Origin of the sequence: Streptomyces sp. NPDC048275, assembly GCF_040652275.1 — a bacterium.
Taxonomy (GTDB): Bacteria; Actinomycetota; Actinomycetes; order Streptomycetales; family Streptomycetaceae; genus Streptomyces.
In genome coordinates, this window is sequence record NZ_JBEZLR010000068.1 from 1 (window position 1) to 19,056 (window position 19,056).

Genomic DNA, 19,056 nt, shown 5'->3' on the forward strand with positions numbered 1-19,056 from the left:
AGCAGGACGCGCGGCTCATGCCGCCCAACACTGTCCTCGGTCGTGAGGCCCACGCTACGCAGGGGCGCGGGCATGGCCACAGTGGCGTCCGCCGGGGCGGTGGTGCCTACCGGGGCCAGGTAGATACGGGTGATCGACGGAATGACGATCTCGTTGTTGTTGGCGCTGCCTGCGATGACGGGGTTCTCCAAGGTGTCCGGTGCTAGGGCGCGGACACCTTGCGGATGCAGGGTCACTGAGAGGTTCATCAGCCATCGGGGTTGGCCGTCGACGAGCGGCGACCAGACCAGGAGACCGGACGGCTTCACGCCGTTGATGACGGGTCGGCCGGGCGTGTGCGGCGCCTCGACGATGCCCTGGGCGATCTGGGCGCAGCGCACGAGGATGCGCCGCAGTTCGGCCTTGCCGGGCCAGCCGCCCGGGTCCCATGCACCTGGAGCGTCATCTCCGGTGGCTAGGGCGTCTTCTTTTGGGGTCTGGCACAAGTTCCGTGACGCGGTTGCTGTGCGTGACGGAGGCAACGTGATCTCCATGTCGCTGTGGCGCAGTGATTCCGAAGCTACGGTGCAGTGATGAGCAACGACTCTCTCCTCGGCCGCGCTGTCCGTCTCATCCCGCTGTCTGTCGATCATGCAGAAGCATTGTTCCCCTCCGCGTCGGATCCCGAGGTCTGGCGGTGGATGCCTCGGCCTTGCCCCGACTCCCCGTTAGAGATGCGGGCGATGATCGGTCAGATGCTGGCGGATCGAGCCCGGCGGTGCTTCGCGGTCCAGCGCCTGACGGACGACGCCGTGATCGGTTCGACCAGTCTGTATGAGCTTGATCTCGCTGAGAGTCGGGCTGAGGTCGGTGCGACCTGGTTCGATCGTTCTTGTTGGGGTGGTCCCTACAATGCCGAGTCCAAGCTTCTGCTGTTCGGACGCGCCTTCGACGGTCTGGGCCTTGCCCGGATCGCCTTGCGGACCGACAACCTCAACGTGCGGTCCCAGCAAGCCCTGACACGGCTGGGACTGGTCTACGAGGGGACGCTGCGCAGTCACATGGTGCGTCAGGACGGCACGCGCCGTGATTCGCTGTATTACAGCGTGCTCGCGGACGAGTGGCCGTCCGTGCGCGACGAGCTGCTCGCCCGCGTCGCGGCCAAAGCTGCTGCCTGATCTGCAGTTTCCCGTCACGGGGCGAGGAGGACTCGCTTCCGCAGGAGAGCGAAGTCGGCGCGGCCAAACATCTGCCGTTTGAGCATCTTGATCCGGTTGACTGCACCTTCGACCGGCCCAGAGTTCCAGTCGGTGGTCAGTCCGGCGGTCACCGCGTCGAAATCGCTGTTCAGGCCGGTGGCAAAGCTGCTGATGCCTGGCAGGTTGGCGTCGGTGGCCTGGGTGATCCACTCGGGCAGGCGGTCGCCACCGAGGGTGGTGAGCATCTCCGCGAACGAGTTGGTCAGCTCTGCGGTGGAGGCCAGTTCCGGGCAGCGGTCGAGCACGGCCTTACGGCGCACCTTCTCTTCCTCGGTCAGGGTGGCGGGGTGCCGGGTGAGCCAGCCGGTCGCCTGCCGTATCGATGGCGGTGGTGGAGCGGGTGTGCAGCCTTCTCGCCGGGGCAGCTCGCGCCGGATCCAGTCGCGGACGAGGGAGTAGTGGCCGCGGAAACCGCGGGCGGTGATCTCCCGGTGGAGAGCGAGGATGCTCACGTTCCCGTCGGTCGCGGCCCAGCGGCCGGCCAGATAGGGCTTGAACGGGTCGAGTTTGCTGGGGAGTTGGCGTTTGCGGCCCTTCACCATGTCCTGCCAGCGGGCGGCGCGGGCGTACCGCTGGACGGTGTGCCGGCCCCAGCCCAGGTGGCGGGCGATGTGGCGCAGGCCCATGCCCTGGGCGAGGAGGTCGTGGACGAGGGCGTGGTGGGCGCGAGCTCGTTCGGCGAACCTGCCGGTCGGATCGTCCGGTTCGGTGTCTTCGCCGGATGCCGCCGCTATGGGCGTCTCCCACGCGGGCTCGAGTTCCGGGGCGGGCGGCGGCAGGTCGCGCAGGCACGAGCGGTGGGCGGCGACGGTCTTCTCGACCGCAGAGGCAAGGTTCTGCCAGAGGTGAAACCGGTCGGCGACCTGGAGGGCCTGGGGCGCGGCGGTGTCGGCCGCCTCGGCGTAGGCGCCGGCGCGGTCGCGGCAGACGACCTCGATTCCCGGGTGGGCCGCGAGCCACGGGGCGAGGGTGGCGGCATCGCGTTCGGGCAGCAGGTCGAGAACCTGGTGGGTCTCGGCGTCGATCACGACCGTTCCGTAGACATGTCCGCGCCGCAGCGCGAAGTCGTCCACGCCGACGGCCCGGGGCTGCGTCGCGGCCGGGTCGGGCAGGTCCATCACCCGGCGGAGCAGCGTTGTGCGGCTGGTAGTGATACCCATGACCTGGGCGAGGCGTGCACCGGCCCGGCCCGCCAGGGCCAGCCCGATCGCGCTCATCGCCTGCCGCAGCCGCTCGGTGACCCGGCCGTGGCGGCGGGTCAGCCCCGGCACCTGCTCCACGAACGTCCGCCGACCGCATGCGGTGGCTGAGCAGAAGAACCGCCGGACCCGCAAGGCGAGTTGCGCTTTCCGACCGGCTGCGGGCAGATCAGCCGGAAACCGCAGGTAAGAGCTGTGGACCCGTACTGTCCACTGGGCGCAGTCAGGGCAGGCGGCTCCAACCTGCGTGCATCGAGCTTCGACCCGTAGCACCTCGCCGTCTGTGCCCACGGCCACGACCGCGATGCCGGGGACCGACGGGAACAGCAGCTCGCACAGTTTGGACAACATCTCGTTCACGGCTACCGAATGTCAGCCGCTCCACCCGCACGAGGAGCGATTTCGAGGCGAGTTCCGAACCCTCCGCAGGGAGATCAACAACTACATGGAGTGACCGGCTCACGGAACTTGTGCCAGACCCCATGCCTGAGCGACAGCGGTCGGATTCTGCGGAGAGTCGCAGGGTCCGGTTACGCAGAACGCCTCTCGGATGACTCCTGGATGCGGTCGATCAGGTGGTGCTGGTTGACGGCGTCGGCGAAGGTGGTCGCCTCAGTGGTGCCGTTGGCCTTGTCCCTGGCGAACGCGGCGTACAGGTGGGCCAGGTCCTGCACGCTCTCGTCGAGGGAGGCGTCCGGGAGGGACCGGTACTCCTCGGGGACGGGCAGTACCGCGAGGGCGGAGCCGGGGCTGCTGTCTCCGTTGACGCCGTGGAGGGTGTTGTCCTCGGTGTTCTCGAACGCGCGGTCGTTGGTGAGGCGTAGAACGCCCTCGGTGCCGGTGATGTCGATCTGCAGTCCCGTCGGGAACTTCTGGCCGCCCTCCAGCTGGACGGAGAACAGGCCGCCGTTCTCCAGGGTGCCGATGGCCATGACCGCGTCGGGCTTGGCTGAGGTGACGGTCTTGCCGGTCTCCTCGACGGTGAGCTCGGAGAACTGGGTCTCGATGACCGAGGTGAGGTCCTTGGGGGGCCCGACGATCTGGAACAGCACGTCGAGGAAGTGACCGCCGTAGATGGAGAGGACGTGGGTGAAGGCGTCCACGTCGAAGGTCCAGGCGACCTTCTCCGGCATGACGGGCCCGAACGCGTCCACGCCGACCGAGATGCGGGCGGCCCGTACGTCCCCCACGTAGCCGCGGGCCACCAGGTCCCGTGCGTAGCGGGCGGCGGGCCCCTGGCGGCGCTGGAGGCCGACGGCGTGACGTACGCCCTTCGCTTCGGCCAGCGCCAACAGCTCCTCCGAGTCCGCGGTGCGGGTGGTGAGCGGCCACTCGCTGTAGACGTCCTTGCCGGCCTCGATGGCAGCCTTCACCAGTGGCACGCGCTGCGAGGTAGGTGTCAGCACCGCCACGAGGTCGACGTCCGGGTCCTTGATCAGCTCATGAGTGTCAGCGTAGACACGCGGAATGCCGAACTTCTCGGCCGCCTTCTCCGCCGACTCCTTGCGGCGCGCGGAGACGGCGACCACGTCGAACTCCGGGAGCGTCCGCAACGCCGGGAGGTGCCCGTAGGTGGCCCATCCACCGGCCCCGATAACCCCGACCCGGATGGTCTGCTCACTCATGTACTGCTCCTTCAGGTGTGGGTGGATGCCGAAGCCGATCGTGCCGGGCTCCTGGAGCTCGGCGACGAGCCGGCGGCGGAAGTCGGCGGACTGCGCGGAGTCGTGGTCGGGGGCGGCGGACCACTCGGGGTAGCACCTGGTGGGCGGGGAAGGCGTGGCGCCGCCCGGAGAGGATCACGAGGAGGGGGCGGAATTTCCAGGTCAGGCGGCTCTCCAGGTCGCCGGGGAGTAGCCAGCCGGAAGGAGAACGATCCCGGCCGTATCGCGCAGCCGGCCCGGTCCCCTGTAGTGCGCGGTCCACTCCCCCAGGGTCTATGGTTGACATTGGTGTCAAGGTTAAACGGGTGAGTGTCCCGCTGGGAGAAGAAGGGGTTCGCATGCGCATCGGCGAGCTGGAGAAGCTCACGAACACCCCGGCGCGGTCGCTGCGCTACTACGAGCAGCAGGGACTGATCACTCCCCAGCGCCTGGACAACGGCTACCGGGAGTACGACGACTACCTGGTGGACCGCGTGCTTCAGATCCGGGGCCTGATCGACAGCGGCATCCCTACGCGGATCATCAAGCAGATGCTGCCGTGTCTCGGCAAGCCCCGCGCCATCGTCGTCGAGGACGCCGACCCTGAACTGCTGGCCGTCCTCGCGCGCGAGCGCGACCAGATGAACCGGCGTATCGACTGTCTCATCCGCAACCGGGACGCCATCGACGGCTACATGCAGGCCGTCGCCCAGGCATCTCCGGCCGAGGCCGGGGCCCCCGCCCGGCATTGACGTCAACATCGGCGCTTCAGGGCTGCCGCACACTCCGCCCGGTCGTCCAGGTACCGGTCATTCGGGGGGATTGCCGAGACGCTCGGCCATGTTCAGCTCGAAGTCCTTGTCCTTGCCGAAGCCGGCGGCGTTCAGTTTCGGCATCATCGCTTGCGCTTCGGGCCAGGTGTCCACCCCGGCGAGCACATGGTTGGAGACCCAGAGATCTCCTTCGGAGGGGACGCCTGCGCGTGCGTTGACCAGCTTCTTGCCGACCTCCAGCGCGCGCTTCTCGAAACGGCTCACGCGCTGGGCGAAGGCGTCGACGAACGCGTCGAGTTCACTGTCGGGAACGGCTCGGTTGACCCAGCCGTAGCGTTCGCCGGTGTCCGCGTCGAAGTCGTCCGCGCTGAGGACGACCTCGAGGGTTCGCGAGCGCCCGATCAGGGCGGCGAGCCATTCGACGCCGCCGCCGCCCGGAATGGAGGAGCCGGCGACCTCTATCAACGAGAACACCGCGCGCTCCTTCGACGCGAAGATGATGTCGCAGGCAAGGGCGAATTCGAACCCTTGCGCCCGGGCGCGGCCGCGCACCTTTGCCACGCTGAGCACTGACGACTGTGCGAGCCGGGTCACGAAGCTCGGCCAGTGGTCGAACGATGCGCCACCCGGCTGGTCCGCCGCCCCGTGGCCGCGCGCGAGATCGTGGTGGTTGACGAAGAAGTCCTCGTCCCCGCTCTCGAAAACGACGATCTTGAGATCGGTGTCGTTCTCGATCTCGTCCATCAGGACGTTCAGTTCCGCGAACGTCTCCGGGTCGAAGAGGTTGAACGGCGGATTGTTGAAGACGACCCGCCAGTAGGAAGGCGATTGGCGGATGACACTGAGGCGATTGGCAGCGGTCATGGTGTGTGCTCCGTTCAGAGAGCCATTGCGGGCGGACGCCCAATACAGTCACTGACTGTCACGCTCAAAGGTGTCACCAGGAATAGCGACCAGCGACGCGACGCGGACTGGTTCGCGCGTCATGACCCCCATGGTTGAACATTGACACTGATGTCAATGTCAAATGGGTGGTCGTGCAGCACCGTGGCCCACCGTCCCGGCCTCCTTGCCGACCAGGCCCCTGGCCGCCAAGAGAATGGTCGTCGATGTGCGCGATGCCCGGCTGACGGCGATTCACCCCGGGGCCGCTGCCCCCGCCTGACAGTTCACCCGGCTCTCCAAATCTCGGCACCTGCATCGGATTCATATCAGCCCGAATCCGCAGGACCCGTACAGGATGCCGGTATCGGCCCTGGTCCACGGCCGTGTCGGCCCGGAACTCGGCGACGATGTCGGGCCGCACCGATCGAGCAGGATGGATAGGTGCCGGCTAAGCGGCCGCGATGGTGAGCAGGAGCTGAATCTCGACCGGGGCGTTGAGGGGAAGGCTGGGGACGCCGACCGCAGTCCGGGGAATCGCCTCGTCGGGTCCGAACGCGGCCGTCAGGACGTCGCTGGCCCCGTTCGCGACGATGTGGTGCTCCGCGAAGGAGGGGGCGCATGCGACGAAGACGTTGAGGTTCGCGACGGACGCGCCTTCCAGTGTTCCCAGTACCTGCCGTGCGGCGCCGAGGGCGTTGAGCGCGGCGAGAGCGGCCAGTTTCTGGCCCTCCTGCACCGTCACGTCTTCACCGAGCTTGCCGGTCGCCGCCAGGACCTCGTCGACGAAGGGGATCTGGCCGGAGAGGTACAGCGTGTCGCCGATCGCTTTGCCGGGCGTGTAGTTGGCTCGGGGCGCCGGCGGGACCGGGATGGTGTGACCCAGGGCGTTGAGTCGCGACTCGACGGTGGCGGCGTTGAAGGGGTCCTTCATGGGACTCACCTTTCGGTAGATGCATGAGCTGACCTGTGCTGGTTGGTCAGCTGGACGTGCGGCGCGGGCCGGGCGAGGCCGGCGTCATTCGGGGATCAGTACGAGCTTTCCTCGGGCCCCCTGCTCCAGGACGCGGCGGTGCGCGGCGGCGGCCTCGCACAGCGCCAGCGTGTCGCCGACGACCGGGACCAGGGCGCCTTCGCGCAGGCGTGCCGCCACCCCGGTGAGGGCGTCGGTCGTTTCCGACGGGGTGGCGTTCCACAGCGCGAGGCCGAGGATCGTGGCCTCCTTCACCATGGCGAGTCTGGGAGTGAAAGCCAGGCTGCCGCGGCTGCCGACGATCACCACGCGGCCTGCGGTGGCCAGGACGGTCAGGTCCTTTTCCAGGTTCAGGTGCGCTGCCATTTCAATGATCACCGAGGGGCCCCGGCCGTCGGTGATCCGCGTGAGCTCATCCAGGTATCCGGCCGATCCGTGGTCGAGGACGTGCGCGGCCCCCGCGGCGCGGACCAGGTCGGCTCCTGCCGGGGTGCTCGCGCTGCCGATGACGACGGCTCCGGCGGCGTGGGCGAGCTGGGTGGCGTGAAGGCCGACGCCGCCGCTCGCGCCGTGGATGAAGACGGTTTCGCCCGGCTGCAGCCGGGCTCGCTGGAACAGTGCACGCCAGGCCGTCACGCAAGGGACGCCGACCGCCGCTCCTTGGGCGAAGGACAGGCTGGACGGCAGGGGGTGCACCGCGGTGGCGTCGGCGACGGCCAGTTCGGCATAGGTGCCGGTGCACCCGGGCGTGCCCAGAGCTGCCACGAACACCCGGTCGCCGGGCTTGACCGTGTCCACACCGGCGCCGACCTGGTCAACGACGCCCGCACCGTCGAATCCCGGCGTGTAGGGCAGATCCGGCCTGAAGAACTCGTACGTCCCGGACCGGATGTAGGTGTCGGCAGGGTTGACGCCGGCGGCGTGCATCCGCACCCGGACCTGGCCCGCCTGCGGCTGTGGTGCAGCCAGTTCCGTGTAGGCGAGGACGTCCTCCGAGCCGAACTCGGACGCTTGGATTCCGTACATGAACAAGCTCTTCCTGTAGTCATGGACGCAGTAGGGGGCACCAGCCGTGCTGGATCGCCAGGAGGCGTCCCGCAGGTGCATGGTCACCTTCAGGGGCCGGACCCGTTGTCCGCGACACGGAAGGCGGCGTCCCCAGGGCTTGGCCTCCGCGTCGGGCGGGCCTCAGTGGGCGAAGACGGTGCTGGTCAGGATCACGTGGACGGCTGTGCCGCCGAGGATGCTCAGCAGGGCGTTGCGGCGCCACAGGTGCAGGCCGACGGTGGCGGTCAGGGCGGTCAGGGGAGCGAGGGCGCTGGCGTGGGTGAGGGGGAGGTCGCGGAGGCAGTAGGCCAGGAGGATCAGCATGACGCCGGCGGGCATGCGGGTGCTGAGGTATTGGACGATCGCGCTGTTGCGCAGCGGGGTGAGCGCGGCGAAGGGGAGGGCACGCAGGGCCCAGGTGACGGCGGCGGAGACGAGGACGGCGGCGACGGCGTAGGGAGCGTCAGGCATGGCTCGGCTTCCTGCTGGTCATGCGATGGCGGGCCAGAAGGGCGGCGGTGAACAGGGCGAAAGCGGCCAGGAGCATCTCGCCCGGGAAAAGGAGTCTCGCGGCCAGGGCGCTGAGCACTGCCAGCACCGGAGCGGGCAGGTCGCGGCGCAGGTCCCGGACGGCGTCCAGAGCGAGGACGGCGAACAGGGCAGTGAGGGCGAAGTCCAAGCCGGTGACATTCTCAGGGATGAGGGAGCCGAGCAGGGCCCCGATGGTCGCGTTTCCCGCCCAGTACAGGTGCAGGAAGAGCTGCAGCCACAGGATGCGCCGACCGGGCCAGGAGCTGGCCTGCTCGGTGGTGCTCAGCGCGTACGCCTCGTCGGTCATGGCGAAGGTGCCGTACGTCTTGCCCAGACGGCCGTTCACTCGGTCCAGGGGGAAGGACAGCGCGTAGAAGACATGCCGGACGTTGACCATGAACGCGGACAGGGCGACGGACGCCAGTGGAGTGGCGGCGGTGACCAGGCCGATGAGCACGAACTCAAAAGATCCGCCGTAGATGAGCGCCGCCGACAGACCCGCCCACCACCAGTCCAGGCCCGCCTGTGACGCGAGCGCCCCCAGGGCGAGTCCGAGCGGGACGAAGGCCAGGCCCACACCGAGGGAGTCCTTGAACGCCGCCCGTGCCTCACAGGCCGGCCCGGGGGGCGATTCGGGCGCGGGCTGAGGTCCGCCAGCGACAACGGCAGGGCTTATGTGCATGGGGCAATGATATTTGGAATCACGCCTCACATGGTTACCGATTCACGCTCTATGATCACTGTGTGAGCACTGAAGTACGCCTCGATGGGCTTGATCGAGAAATTTTGTTTCACTTGAGTCGGGACGGGCGGCTGACCAACGTCGAGCTGGCCAAGCGGGTCGGCCTGACCCCACCGCCGTGCCTGCGCCGGGTCAAGCGACTGGAAGAGGCGGGCGTGATCACCGGGTACCGGGCCGTCGTCGATCCCCAGGCGCTGGGCCGAGGGCTGGAAGTCCTCATCGACGTGGAGCTCAACGCCCAGGACCGCCAGACCGTCGAGCAGTTCGAAGACACGGTGGCCTCCTATGAGGAGGTTGTCGAGTTCCGCCGCATGTACGGCCGCCCCGACTACTTCATCCGCGTCGCCGTCGCCGACCATGCCGCCTACGAAGCCTTCCTCATGGACAAACTCAAGGGCCTGCCCGTCGGGCTCCGCCTCGAATCCCGCCTGACCATGAAGGAGATCAAGCCCCGCCCGTGAGCGCACCCCCGACAGCTGTCACCCAGTCGCTCACCCGGATGCTCAGCCTTGTCAGTTCAACACGCTGAACTTGACAGAGAATCCGCCGGGTGGGGCAGCCAGGAAAAGCTGAACGTCACGCTGGTGGAACCCGAGCTGGTGGTGGAAGTCGGCGTCGACGTCGCCCGCGACGCCTCCGGCCGGTGGCGGCATCCCGCACGCTGGCACCGTGCCCGCCCCGACCTCTCCCCCGCCGACGTCCCTCGCCTGACGTCACCGCCGCACTGACGGCGACCGGGCGCGGAGGCCCCGCCGACGCGCAACACGAAGAGCGCGCCCCGATCCCCGGCTGCGTCCGCGCCGCCCATCCCGCCCTCCCTCATCCTCAACTCTAGCCAGGGCATGATCGAAGGGGGTCGCAACGGGGATGTCAGCGGCCCGACCACGCCGTACGCCTGTGGTGACCTGGGCGGACTTCGGGGCGCTGCGGAGGCCGGCGCAACACCTTGGCGCAACCTTTAGCGCAACAGATGCCGCAACCCCTGGGGCCCTCCTCGGTCGGGTGAAGCCTGCCGCATCGCAGAACTTTCGGGCTTGTTGACGCGTAGTGCCAGACATGAGGCAGATCAATGACGCGCATGTGGCACGGCCGGGTCTGGCCGTGGTGGAGGTCGCGGCCGCCGATGACGAGACCGCGTTCGCGGTCCAGGAGTTGCTCGCCGCCCGCTGGGGAATCGCGCCGGCGGACCGTACAACCCGCGAGCCCGGTGAACCAGGCGTACGGCTGCGCTGCTTCCTGGACCTGCGCCAGGAACCCGACACAGAGCACCAGGCGGAGGACGAGCCCGACCCTGTGACCAGCGTTCGAACGCCGGTCCACCCCGGCCACCCAAGTGGCCCCGCGCAACGGGACTGATCGCCTTGGCGTTGGCGGTCACCACCGTCACTGGGAGACCCCGAATGCGCGGAGCGGTACCGACCCTCCCACTGCCGTCAAGCAATGGCTCCCCAATTGGTGGAGGCGGGCTGCGCCCGCCCCCACCCGTCTTTGAAACATCGCTAGGACTGGGGAGCCACGTGCTTCAGGTTAGTTTTCCGGGCCGGAACCTCAGAAGTTGGCCAGGGTGCGGTCGAGGAGGGGCAGCAGGCGGTCCCAATGGCGCTGCAGCGCGGCGGCGTTGAAAGCGTCGGTGTCGGACATGGTGAAGCCATGGATGGTGCCGGGGTAGATCTCGGAGGTGTAGCCGACCCCCGCGGCGTCCAGGGCCTGGTTGAGCTCGCCCAGGGCCTCGGGCGTCAGGTCGCCTTCGGCGTGGCCGAGGTGGACCTGGGCGGTGAGCTTGGCGAGGCTGTCGGGCCCGTCCGCGCCCACGGGGCCGTGGAATGCGGCGACGGCGGCCACCTGGTCGGGATGGGCCACGGCGGTGCGCACCGCCGAAAGGCCGCCTATGCAGTAGCCGGTCACCGCGACCGGTCCGGCGCCGACCTCGGGCTGGGTGGTGAGGAACCTGAGGTAGGCGTCGGCGTCGCGCAGGACACGTTCGGCGGTGTGCGCCTCGATCAAGGGCATCAACTGGGCGAAGACCGCAGGCCGGACCTCTTCTCCGATGTGCTCGGGAAGTTCGATCACCGGTGCCGGGCCGTGCCGGTAGAAGAGGTTGGGGACGAGGACGTAGTACCCGTGCGCGGCCAGTTCGCGGGCCATCTCCCGCAGCACGGGCCGGATGCCGAAGCCGTCCGGGTACATCAGGACGCCTGGGTGCCGCTCGCCGTTGTCGGGGAAGGCGGCGAAAGCGTCGGCCTGGCCGTCCGCGGTGGGGATGTGCAGCATCTTGGTGGGCATGAGATCTCCTGTCGGGGTTGACGTGTCGAGCTGTGATCAACACGACAGGAGGCGGAGCCCGCGCAGCAGCGCCGGATCCTCGATCCAACAGCGGGCCGGCTCCGGCCCGTACGGCGCTCAGAGGAGCGCCGGGTCACCAATCCGTGTGTGGCGCAATGCCGTCCCGGTAGTCATCGCCCACAACGTAGCCCACCGGACAGGATCGATGCCAGCCCTCCCCAGCCACAGCACTGTTCATGAAAATGATCTTGGTTAGCATCTCTGATCCTGAACCCGGTCGACGCGCTGCCCATGACAGCCACACCGATCTTGTGTCTGCTCGGCCCTCACCACACATCGAAGGCCCTGTTCGAATTCCGAGCTGGGCAAACGGGATCGAAAACAGCTACTGAACGCGAAGGCATCGTGCGTGACAGGCTGCCGAAGCCGATGCTGACCGTTGCCCCTCTCAGTCATCGAGCAGGGTGCCCGGGAGTGTGTCGGGGAGCAGGTGGGCGAGTTCGAGGGCGGGGATCGTTTCGGTGGCGAGAACCAGCAGCCGCAGTGGCTGGGGCGCGAGGTTGGTCACTGTCGTTTTGCGGGGCGGGCCCTCTGGTGATGGCTGTTCGAAGAGCAGGTGGAGGCCGGCGATGTCTATGAAGCGGGCGTCATGCAGGTCCCAGACCAGCTCGGTCACATTCGGTGGCAGCCCGGCAGCGGCAGCGCGGAGCGTGGGCAGGGTGGTGTAGTCGATCTCTCCGTGCACGGTGATGTGAGCGGCGGTGCCGTCGATCCGCAGGGTGAAGTGCATGGTGGGCGAGCCCCCTTCTAGGGGGTGAGGAGCCCATAGGCGAAGCGCCCCTTGAGAGGGGCGGGCCGACGATGGCAGGAGCTGGATGCCCTGGAAGGGGGCGATGCCCAGAACCCAAAGAGCGGCACCCGCGGTGCCGGTCGGTCTCGTGTCCGAACATCGTCGCATAGCTGGACCCGTGTGGCCCCGCCCGTGATCGGCAGGTAAGCCGACCTGAAGGCGCTGTTCGAGGCTGTTCAGGCCGCAGCCCTGGCCGCCGTGCGGGCGGTCCGCCATCGGTCGGGGTCCGTGGTCGCCCCGACCATGACGGCCCAGCCGGTGTTCCTCAGCGGCAACCGGGCGGCTCTTTCAGCGGCGGCGCAGTTCCTCTGCCCAGGTACGGAGCTGGTCTTCGAGGGTGAGGTTGTCGCCGCGGGCCACTGTCTGGAGCAGCTGGGCGCACACGGTCGCTTCGGCGGCGAGGCCGGCCGGGCTGCCCAGGACGGGGAAAGCATCGCGGACGCGGGCGGCGACGTTCTCCTGGAGCAGCGAGTAGGCGTAGAGCGTGGCGGCGTCGAACCCCTGCGGAGCTCGCCCCCACCCCTCCCAGTCGAGAAGCCTCAGCGGCGTGGTGACGTTAGCCCAGTGCAGATCGGAGTGGGCGGCGCTCCAGCAGGTCACGGCCGGGGACGGGATGCCCACGAATTCGGGGATCGCCCGGTCCATGTACTGCTGACGTACGGCGACGCGGTCGGTGTCGACGGCCGCCACCTTCGCCAGCGTCCCGGCGAGGTCCTCCCACCAGGAGTCCGAAAGCTGGAGGTCGCGCTGGAGGACCGGGTCGTCGGACAGGACAGGCTGGTCCACGCGGGCCGACAGCTCCGCCCGGTAGGCGGTGCCGTCGTCGACGGCGTCGTGGACAGCCAGGAGGGCGGGCCGGCGCCCGTCAAGGTCCCCGAAGACGTGCTGGGCATCGAGGGCGCCTTCCCACAGCTTCCCCGACGCCTTGTCCTGCGGACAGGACACCAGCCGCAGCCACACTCGTTGCCCGGTGGCGGTGCGGGCCGGGACACCCAGGGTGCGCCCGGCCCACCCCCAGAACTCCCCGCCCGACTCGACTCGTACGTCCAAGGCCTTCGCGGCGCGGACGTGATGGGCGCGCATGCGCTGTTCGGTGTCCGGGTCAAGGGGAGGCGAGTACACCAGTGATCTCCCGCAACTTGGCGGCGGTCAGCAAGGGTTGGGCGACGGCGTCGGCCGCCTGACTCCAGTGTGGCGCACTGGAAGCGGCGATGAGGACGTCCGTCACTCCTGGGCATGACGCGACCGCCAGGACGCACGCCTGTGCGGGGGTCAGGGCCGGCCGGATGAGGTCGGCGAGCTCCTGGTCGACGATGCCGGGGAGCTCACCGCCGTGGAGCGGAGCAGAGGCCATCACCCGCAGCCCCGCCCCGGCTGCGGCCGGGAGCGGCCCCCGGCCGTCCAGGGCCTGCGCGATCGGCGTCATCATCACCAGACTGACCGGCATCTGGACCGCGACCAGGTGGTGACGGCCGCCCGCGGCTTCGGCGGCCAGGGCGAGCAGCTCCCCCACCGTGAACGCCTCCTCTTCCAGACCCGCCCACGTGGCGATGCCGTACCCGGCCACGTGCCCGGCTGCCACGGCTTCCTCGAGGACGACGAACGCCTCCCGCATCGCGCGGTGCAGGGCCAGGCGGTCGCCGGGGTGGGCGCGCTCCGGGTTGTGCAGCAGGACCAGGTCCAGCCGCTCGCGCCCGAGCTGCTCGCGGTTGCGGCCGGTCTGCCAGCGCACATATGGCGGGGCGAGGCTGTGCCCGACCACGGCCTGGTCCTCGGTGAGGACACCAGCGCTCACGGCATCGGCACCGGTGGCCGCGGTGAAGTAGCCGGCCTTCGTCGCGATCCGCAGGGACGGGTGGGCGGCCAGGGCAGGGGCCAGCAGGCTCTGTGCCTGGCCGGTGGCGTAGTTGGGGGCGGTGTCGATCCACTGCGCGCCGGAGGCGGCCGCACGGGCAGCCGCCTCCGGGATCGCCTGGCACCGGTAGGTGCCCAGAGCGAGCTCCGCTGTCACAGCAGGCTCCCCACCGTCGCGGCCTGCCCGGCTACGAGCTCTTGGACCAGCCCGGCGATGTCCTCCAGGGCGAGGCCGGCCGTGTCGGCGAGCGTGGCCAGGTCCACGGTGCGTCCGTCGACCAGCGGGCGCAGCACCGCCTCCGCTGCCGGGGCGAACTCGAACGTGCTCCCGGCGGCGGACAGCGTCACCACGTCCTCGCCGACCTCCAGCACGGCGCGGGCGGTCGTCAGCCGCACCCGCAGGCCGGGGTCGGCCGGGGTGCCGTCGATGTACGGCAGGCTCGGCACCATCCGGCCGACGGCCTGCCCGTCCATCGCGGCCCGGTAGCGGGCGAGCAGCGTCGGGTCGTCCAGCAGTTCGGCGAGCCGCTTGCGCATCTGGTCCACGGCGTAGGCCTGGACGTCCGGCGCGGCGAGCAGCGGCAGGTCGCGCCGCCAGTCCTCGTGCGTGAGCAGCTGCTCGGACACCCACGCCATCAGGTCCGTCGCGGTATAGGTCTGCAGGCCGCAGGTGACGTGCAGGGAGCGCACGCCCTGGTCGGCGGAGACCGCGTGCCACACGCCGCGCGGCACGTACAGAACATCGCCGGGGTGCAGGACCAGGTCGGCGATCGGCTCGGTGGGTGCCTCGCCGGGGTCCTCGATGTCGCGGTACAGCGGGTAGGCCCGCGTCGTGCCGTAGATCCGCCAGCGTTTCGCGCCGTCCAACTGGACGATGACGGTGTCATGGTCGTCCCAATGAACGCCGAAGCCCTCGGTGCTGGTCCACGACGCGTAGAGGTTCGCCTGGACGCGGGTGCGCAAGTCGCGCTCGATCGCTTCGCAGAGGCGGGCGAGGGGCGGGTGGAGTTCGTCGACGCTGTCCAGGGCGAGCGAGGCGCCCTCCTGGAGGCGGGCGTGCAGTTCGGCGGGGTGGAGGCGGTGCCACACCGTGTGACGGCGCGTGGCCACCGGAGTGGTGTACCCGCCGACCAGCAGCGTCTCGCCATCGCGGGAGAGCCGCATACGCGGCGACTCCAGCCGGTGCGCGGCCAGGATGGTGTTGAGGTCGTCGAAGGTCATCAGTCCGGCGACATCGAGCGCGCCGGGTACGTGGCGGTATTCGCGGTGCAGTGCCTGGGCGAGGAAGTCCTCGCCCAGGCACGCCGCGATGGACGTGTGCGTCATCGCGTCAGGGCTCCCGATCCGTCAGTCGTTGCCGTCGCTCTTGCCGGTGCCGCCACCGTCCGAGGGGATGGCGTTGCGGCCCCGGGCGGCGACGATCGCCCGGCGGGAGCGGACCAGACCGCCGGTCGACGGACCGGACGTGGCGGGCGGGGGCTGGACGGGACTCTGCATGGGTCCTCCTCCTGATCGGTCGGCCGGGCCCTGGACGGCACGGCCGCGAACACCAGCCAGTACAGCCACGGAAAGCACTGGCGATAACCCCGTCATGGGGCCCCCACGGTGGGTATGGTCGTTGGGCTGACGCTTCGTCATTCCACGAGAGTTCTGGGGGACTTGTGGACGACTTACCGCCGTCACCCGCCCAAGTGCCGCATCATCTGCTGGCCGACCCCGTGTTCGTCCGGGCCCTGCGCGAGCGGGACTTCACCGTGGTGTTCGCGATGACCCACGAGGCGGGAATCTCCTTCAACCGGATCGCCGAAGCGTGCGTGCTCAAGTCCGAGCGTGTCAGCCAGATCGCCCGGGGCACCGCGGCTGTCACCGCGCTGGCAACTGTCGAGCGAATCTCCGGCGGTCTGCGCATTCCCGGTGCCTTCCTGGGACTGGCTGCGCAACCCTGGGAGGACACCGCCGCTCTCAGCTCGGAGTCCCACCATGGAGAAGATGATCCGATGAAGCGCCGCCAGTTGCTTCGTGGCGCGCTCGCCGCCGGCCTCACCGCTCCGGCGCTCGCCGCCCTCACCGCCGCCCGGACCGACGTCGACCAGACCCTCTCCCCCGGCGCCCTGGAGGACCTCGCCGACCTGGAGGCCGCAGCCGAGAGCTACGGGTACGGCTACCACGGCCAGCAACCCACCCGTGTGCTCGCCGACCTGGTCTCCGACTTCACGACCCTGCGCCCGCTGCTCACCGTCCCGCAGCCCGCCCCGGTCAGGGCGCGGCTGTGCCGTACGGCCGGGCAGATGGCCGGGATGACCGCGATCGTCTTACACGACCTGGGCAGCCGCCAGCAGTCCCGTGCCTGGTTCGCCACCGCCGCCCGGGCCGCCGCCGAATCCGGCGACGACCAGCTGCACGCCTGGGTCCTCGCCCGCGAGGCGATGGTCCCGCTCAACTACGGAGCCCCGAAGGCAGCGGCCGGCCTCGCCGAACGGGCCCGCCACGTCGCCGGGCACCGGCCGACCGCCGCGGCAACGTTGGCGGCCGCGGTCGCCGCCCGCGCCTATGCCCTCAACCACCAGAGCGAGCAGGCCCGCGCCGCGCTCGAGGCCGCTGACGCCCTCATGGACCGGCTCCCCGAGGGCGAGCGGTCGGACACGTGGCTGACGTACGGCGAGCAGAAGCACCACGTCCACCTCAGCCACGCGTTCACCACGCTCGGGGACACCCGCCTCGCCCACGTCAGCCAGGAGCGCGCCCTGGAGCTGTCCGCGCCGACCAGCACCATGACGCGCACCCTGCTGAACATCGACGCGGCGGCGTGTTCCCATCACGACGGCGACACCGAGCAAGCGTGCCGTCGTACGGTCAACGCCCTGACGGCACTGCCCGCGGACTACCGCACCGGCCTGGTCCGCCGCCGCGCCCTGGACCTGTATGAGGCGATCCCCGCCCAGCACCACCGCGAGCGCGCTGTACGGGAACTACGCGACGTCGTGGCCGGCTGAGAACGACGGCTCCCACAGCGGGCGGGCAAGCCCGGTGCCGTTCACAGTGAACGCAGCGCCCTCCCCCTGGTGTGCTGCGGGCGCCGATGGTGCCGGCGGCGTTATGGAAGAGCCGAGTGAGGCCGACGGTATGTGCCGCGTGCAGCGGGAGCTCCTGCCGTTTGCCGAGCGTGACCTCCAGCGCGACGTCAGGACCGGTGTAACGCGTGTCCCAGGACAGGCCGCGGGTCAGCGTGCGGAGCGTCTCGTGCACATCGTCCATGGTCTCCGCGCCGGACAGCTGGACGCGGGCCGAGAGCACGATGTCGGTGGCCGCGGCGAAGGACACCAGCGCGACCGGTCGGGCGAGCGGCCCGATCCGGCCCACGGGCTCGGGGTGCGTGCGCTGGAGCCGGGACAGGGCGTGCCACAGGCTGCCCGGCAGGTCCGGCTCGGTCTCTTCTCGGCTGCGTCTCATGTGTCCTGTGTACGGCCCGCCTTGTGGCGCGGTCGGCCTGTGGGCCGATCCGTCCCACGCGGTGGCGCGAGAACTTCGGATTCCGTTCCGCCCCCCGGGCCACAAGGCAGGCCGCGCCGGGCAAGCCCTTCGCTCAGAAGGGCTTGCCCGGCATCGCGGCGGTCAGCGGCTGGCAGGCTCGGGATATCGGGCGCGGCGCCGGTCCGGGTCATCGACGCCGATCTCGTACCAGGGCTCGCCGCGCTTCAGCCGGGGCAGGGTGTTCACCCACACCGCGACGGCAATGCCCCGGACGTCGGCAGTGAGCGCCTGACGGCGGTTGTCGAGCAGGTGCTCCTCCATGCCCGCCAGGACGACATGCAGCCGCGGGAAGCGCTCGGAGCGGGTGTAACGGTGGCGCTGCCAGAACGGGAACATGCTGCCGATGGTGCCGCGCGCTCCCTCCCAGACGCGATGCCCGGCGTAGCGTTCGTAGTCCCAGACCTCACGCGCGAGGCGGGCCCGGGTCATGGTGCCGTTGTCGAGCTCGAAGAGGCGCACCTCGCTGGTCGCCGTGGGCTGGGCGAGGACGGCGTCGGTGTTGAAGCTCAGGCCGGTCTCTTTGATGGCGTGGTTCACCTCCACCTGCCAGTCGGTCAGAGAGCGCCTGCTGCCGTAGGCGAGGATCGTGTCGGTCACCGCGATGCCGTGCGGGCCGAACCCGGCGCGAACGGCCTTCGCTCCGGTGCCGGCCTTCGGTCGGGGCGGCAGCTCGTTGCCGTCGGCCAGAGCCTTCTGCCCCGCCGGGGTCAGGTTCCAGATCGGGTGCTTGCCCACCTTGCCGTTCGTCTCCGCCAGTCCGAGCTCCGCCAGTTTCGACATCGCCCTGCGCACGTACGACCGGCCGTCCTTGTCCTCTGCCGTGTTCACCTGAGCCATCTGCCGAACCGTGGCTATCCGCACGCACCCCAGCATCCGCAGCGCGTCAGCCCGCACCTTCGCGGCCGTGGGAGTGGACTTCTTCCCCTTCGCTGACTCTTCAGGGGAAGGGAGAGAGGTGTCGGCGTGCCGGTGGGCCCCCTGGCGGGCAGTGTGAGCTGCAGTGATGGGCACGACGTTGGAATCGTTCGCGGCACTGGACGCGGCACTGCTCTCCGGGCCACCTGGAGGGCGCTCGGCACCCCTTGTCCACGTTGAGTGCGGGTCCTGTCCGGGCTGCCGGGCGCTGCTGGTGTACGTCACGGTAGAGCTCCTCATCAGGTGCGCGGCTCTCCCGACAGAGATCCGCTGTCACCTAATACAGGTCCGGATGATCATGCTCGTGTGACATTAAAGAGGCGAAATTTCAGCTGATGCATCATTCGCCGCGACCAACGGATGGCCTCAGACCTGCTCACGAGCTATGTCGATGCCGCTCGTTTCGGTGACAGAACGCCTTCTGGCCTGGGGCGTTGATCTCCCGGCGCCACGATGTTGCATGTAACGCAACCGTGGGAAACGGCGAAGCACTGATCAAGGGCAGGCCCCCCACCGCCTCGCCCGCAAGACCACACGGCAGATGCATACCGCCCCGCCCACGGCGGCGGGCCGCCTGATGACCAGCAGCGCATAC

The 19,056-nt window shown here is 69.4% G+C and carries 20 protein-coding genes and 1 pseudogene; 6 read left to right on the forward strand and 15 right to left on the reverse strand.

Annotation, left to right across the window (positions count from 1 at the left end):
* Window positions 1-632: pseudogene (locus tag AB0D57_RS31790) on the reverse strand (hypothetical protein); the annotation flags it as partial.
* On the opposite strand from AB0D57_RS31790, the gene AB0D57_RS31795 reads away from it, so the two are divergent.
* Window positions 573-1,157 (forward strand): GNAT family protein, encoded by a 585-nt coding sequence (locus AB0D57_RS31795; RefSeq protein WP_362080798.1) that lies wholly within the window; start codon window positions 573-575, stop codon window positions 1,155-1,157. The pseudogene AB0D57_RS31790 and the gene AB0D57_RS31795 sit on opposite strands and share 60 nt — an antisense overlap.
* A gap of 14 nt (window positions 1,158-1,171) precedes the next feature.
* Here AB0D57_RS31795 and AB0D57_RS31800 read toward each other — a convergent pair whose 3' ends face one another.
* Entirely contained in the window at window positions 1,172-2,788 is a 1,617-nt protein-coding gene (locus tag AB0D57_RS31800; protein WP_362080940.1) for an ISL3 family transposase, read from the reverse strand.
* A gap of 179 nt (window positions 2,789-2,967) precedes the next feature.
* A complete protein-coding gene (locus tag AB0D57_RS31805) occupies window positions 2,968-4,062 on the reverse strand; it encodes a Gfo/Idh/MocA family oxidoreductase (RefSeq protein WP_362080801.1) in 1,095 nt (364 codons plus the stop codon).
* A gap of 377 nt (window positions 4,063-4,439) precedes the next feature.
* Between AB0D57_RS31805 and AB0D57_RS31810 the strand changes: the two genes are divergently transcribed.
* Window positions 4,440-4,832 (forward strand): MerR family transcriptional regulator, encoded by a 393-nt coding sequence (locus tag AB0D57_RS31810; protein WP_362080804.1) that lies wholly within the window; start codon window positions 4,440-4,442, stop codon window positions 4,830-4,832.
* A gap of 57 nt (window positions 4,833-4,889) precedes the next feature.
* Here AB0D57_RS31810 and AB0D57_RS31815 read toward each other — a convergent pair whose 3' ends face one another.
* The 5 genes from AB0D57_RS31815 to AB0D57_RS31835 form a co-directional block, all read right to left on the reverse strand.
* On the reverse strand, window positions 4,890-5,717 hold the full coding sequence (locus tag AB0D57_RS31815) for an enoyl-CoA hydratase/isomerase family protein (RefSeq protein ID WP_362080807.1): 828 nt from the start codon (window positions 5,715-5,717) through the stop codon (window positions 4,890-4,892).
* Between the two features lie 469 nt (window positions 5,718-6,186).
* Window positions 6,187-6,669: a RidA family protein gene (locus tag AB0D57_RS31820; RefSeq protein ID WP_362080810.1), complete on the reverse strand. Its 483-nt coding sequence runs from the start codon at window positions 6,667-6,669 to the stop codon at window positions 6,187-6,189.
* Between the two features lie 84 nt (window positions 6,670-6,753).
* Window positions 6,754-7,734: an NADPH:quinone reductase gene (locus AB0D57_RS31825; RefSeq protein WP_362080813.1), complete on the reverse strand. Its 981-nt coding sequence runs from the start codon at window positions 7,732-7,734 to the stop codon at window positions 6,754-6,756.
* Between the two features lie 162 nt (window positions 7,735-7,896).
* On the reverse strand, window positions 7,897-8,226 hold the full coding sequence (locus tag AB0D57_RS31830; protein WP_362080816.1) for an AzlD domain-containing protein: 330 nt from the start codon (window positions 8,224-8,226) through the stop codon (window positions 7,897-7,899).
* On the reverse strand, window positions 8,219-8,968 hold the full coding sequence (locus tag AB0D57_RS31835; protein WP_362080820.1) for an AzlC family ABC transporter permease: 750 nt from the start codon (window positions 8,966-8,968) through the stop codon (window positions 8,219-8,221). The genes AB0D57_RS31830 and AB0D57_RS31835 overlap by 8 nt, the downstream gene beginning before the upstream one ends.
* A gap of 62 nt (window positions 8,969-9,030) precedes the next feature.
* Here AB0D57_RS31835 and AB0D57_RS31840 point away from each other — a divergent pair, with 62 nt between their 5' ends.
* From AB0D57_RS31840 to AB0D57_RS31850, 3 genes are all read left to right on the forward strand, one after another.
* Window positions 9,031-9,489: an Lrp/AsnC family transcriptional regulator gene (locus AB0D57_RS31840; RefSeq protein ID WP_362080823.1), complete on the forward strand. Its 459-nt coding sequence runs from the start codon at window positions 9,031-9,033 to the stop codon at window positions 9,487-9,489.
* A gap of 123 nt (window positions 9,490-9,612) precedes the next feature.
* Entirely contained in the window at window positions 9,613-9,756 is a 144-nt protein-coding gene (locus AB0D57_RS31845; protein ID WP_362080826.1) for an ATP-dependent DNA ligase, read from the forward strand.
* Window positions 9,757-10,084: 328 nt separating this feature from the next.
* The gene (locus tag AB0D57_RS31850) at window positions 10,085-10,384 is read left to right on the forward strand and encodes a DUF6207 family protein (protein ID WP_362080829.1); all 300 of its coding nucleotides are present in this window, start codon (window positions 10,085-10,087) and stop codon (window positions 10,382-10,384) included.
* Window positions 10,385-10,576: 192 nt separating this feature from the next.
* Here the strand turns inward: AB0D57_RS31850 and AB0D57_RS31855 are convergent, their stop codons facing one another.
* The 6 genes from AB0D57_RS31855 to AB0D57_RS31880 form a co-directional block, all read right to left on the reverse strand.
* The gene (locus AB0D57_RS31855; protein ID WP_362080832.1) at window positions 10,577-11,311 is read right to left on the reverse strand and encodes a dienelactone hydrolase family protein; all 735 of its coding nucleotides are present in this window, start codon (window positions 11,309-11,311) and stop codon (window positions 10,577-10,579) included.
* 448 nt (window positions 11,312-11,759) lie between these two features.
* The gene (locus AB0D57_RS31860; protein WP_362080835.1) at window positions 11,760-12,101 is read right to left on the reverse strand and encodes an STAS domain-containing protein; all 342 of its coding nucleotides are present in this window, start codon (window positions 12,099-12,101) and stop codon (window positions 11,760-11,762) included.
* A 348-nt stretch (window positions 12,102-12,449) separates the two neighbouring features.
* On the reverse strand, window positions 12,450-13,283 hold the full coding sequence (locus tag AB0D57_RS31865) for a hypothetical protein (protein WP_362080838.1): 834 nt from the start codon (window positions 13,281-13,283) through the stop codon (window positions 12,450-12,452).
* Window positions 13,264-14,172 (reverse strand): aldo/keto reductase, encoded by a 909-nt coding sequence (locus AB0D57_RS31870; protein ID WP_362080841.1) that lies wholly within the window; start codon window positions 14,170-14,172, stop codon window positions 13,264-13,266. The genes AB0D57_RS31865 and AB0D57_RS31870 overlap by 20 nt, the downstream gene beginning before the upstream one ends.
* Entirely contained in the window at window positions 14,169-15,341 is a 1,173-nt protein-coding gene (locus AB0D57_RS31875; protein WP_362080844.1) for a cupin domain-containing protein, read from the reverse strand. The genes AB0D57_RS31870 and AB0D57_RS31875 overlap by 4 nt, the downstream gene beginning before the upstream one ends.
* Window positions 15,342-15,362: 21 nt before the next feature.
* Window positions 15,363-15,512: a hypothetical protein gene (locus AB0D57_RS31880; RefSeq protein WP_167459357.1), complete on the reverse strand. Its 150-nt coding sequence runs from the start codon at window positions 15,510-15,512 to the stop codon at window positions 15,363-15,365.
* Between the two features lie 194 nt (window positions 15,513-15,706).
* Between AB0D57_RS31880 and AB0D57_RS31885 the strand changes: the two genes are divergently transcribed.
* Window positions 15,707-17,008 (forward strand): hypothetical protein, encoded by a 1,302-nt coding sequence (locus tag AB0D57_RS31885; RefSeq protein ID WP_362080848.1) that lies wholly within the window; start codon window positions 15,707-15,709, stop codon window positions 17,006-17,008.
* Window positions 17,009-17,627: 619 nt separating this feature from the next.
* Here the strand turns inward: AB0D57_RS31885 and AB0D57_RS31890 are convergent.
* Complete coding sequence (locus AB0D57_RS31890; protein WP_362080851.1) at window positions 17,628-18,701, reverse strand: replication-relaxation family protein; 1,074 nt, start codon at window positions 18,699-18,701, stop codon at window positions 17,628-17,630.
* Window positions 18,702-19,056: the final 355 nt, after the last annotated feature.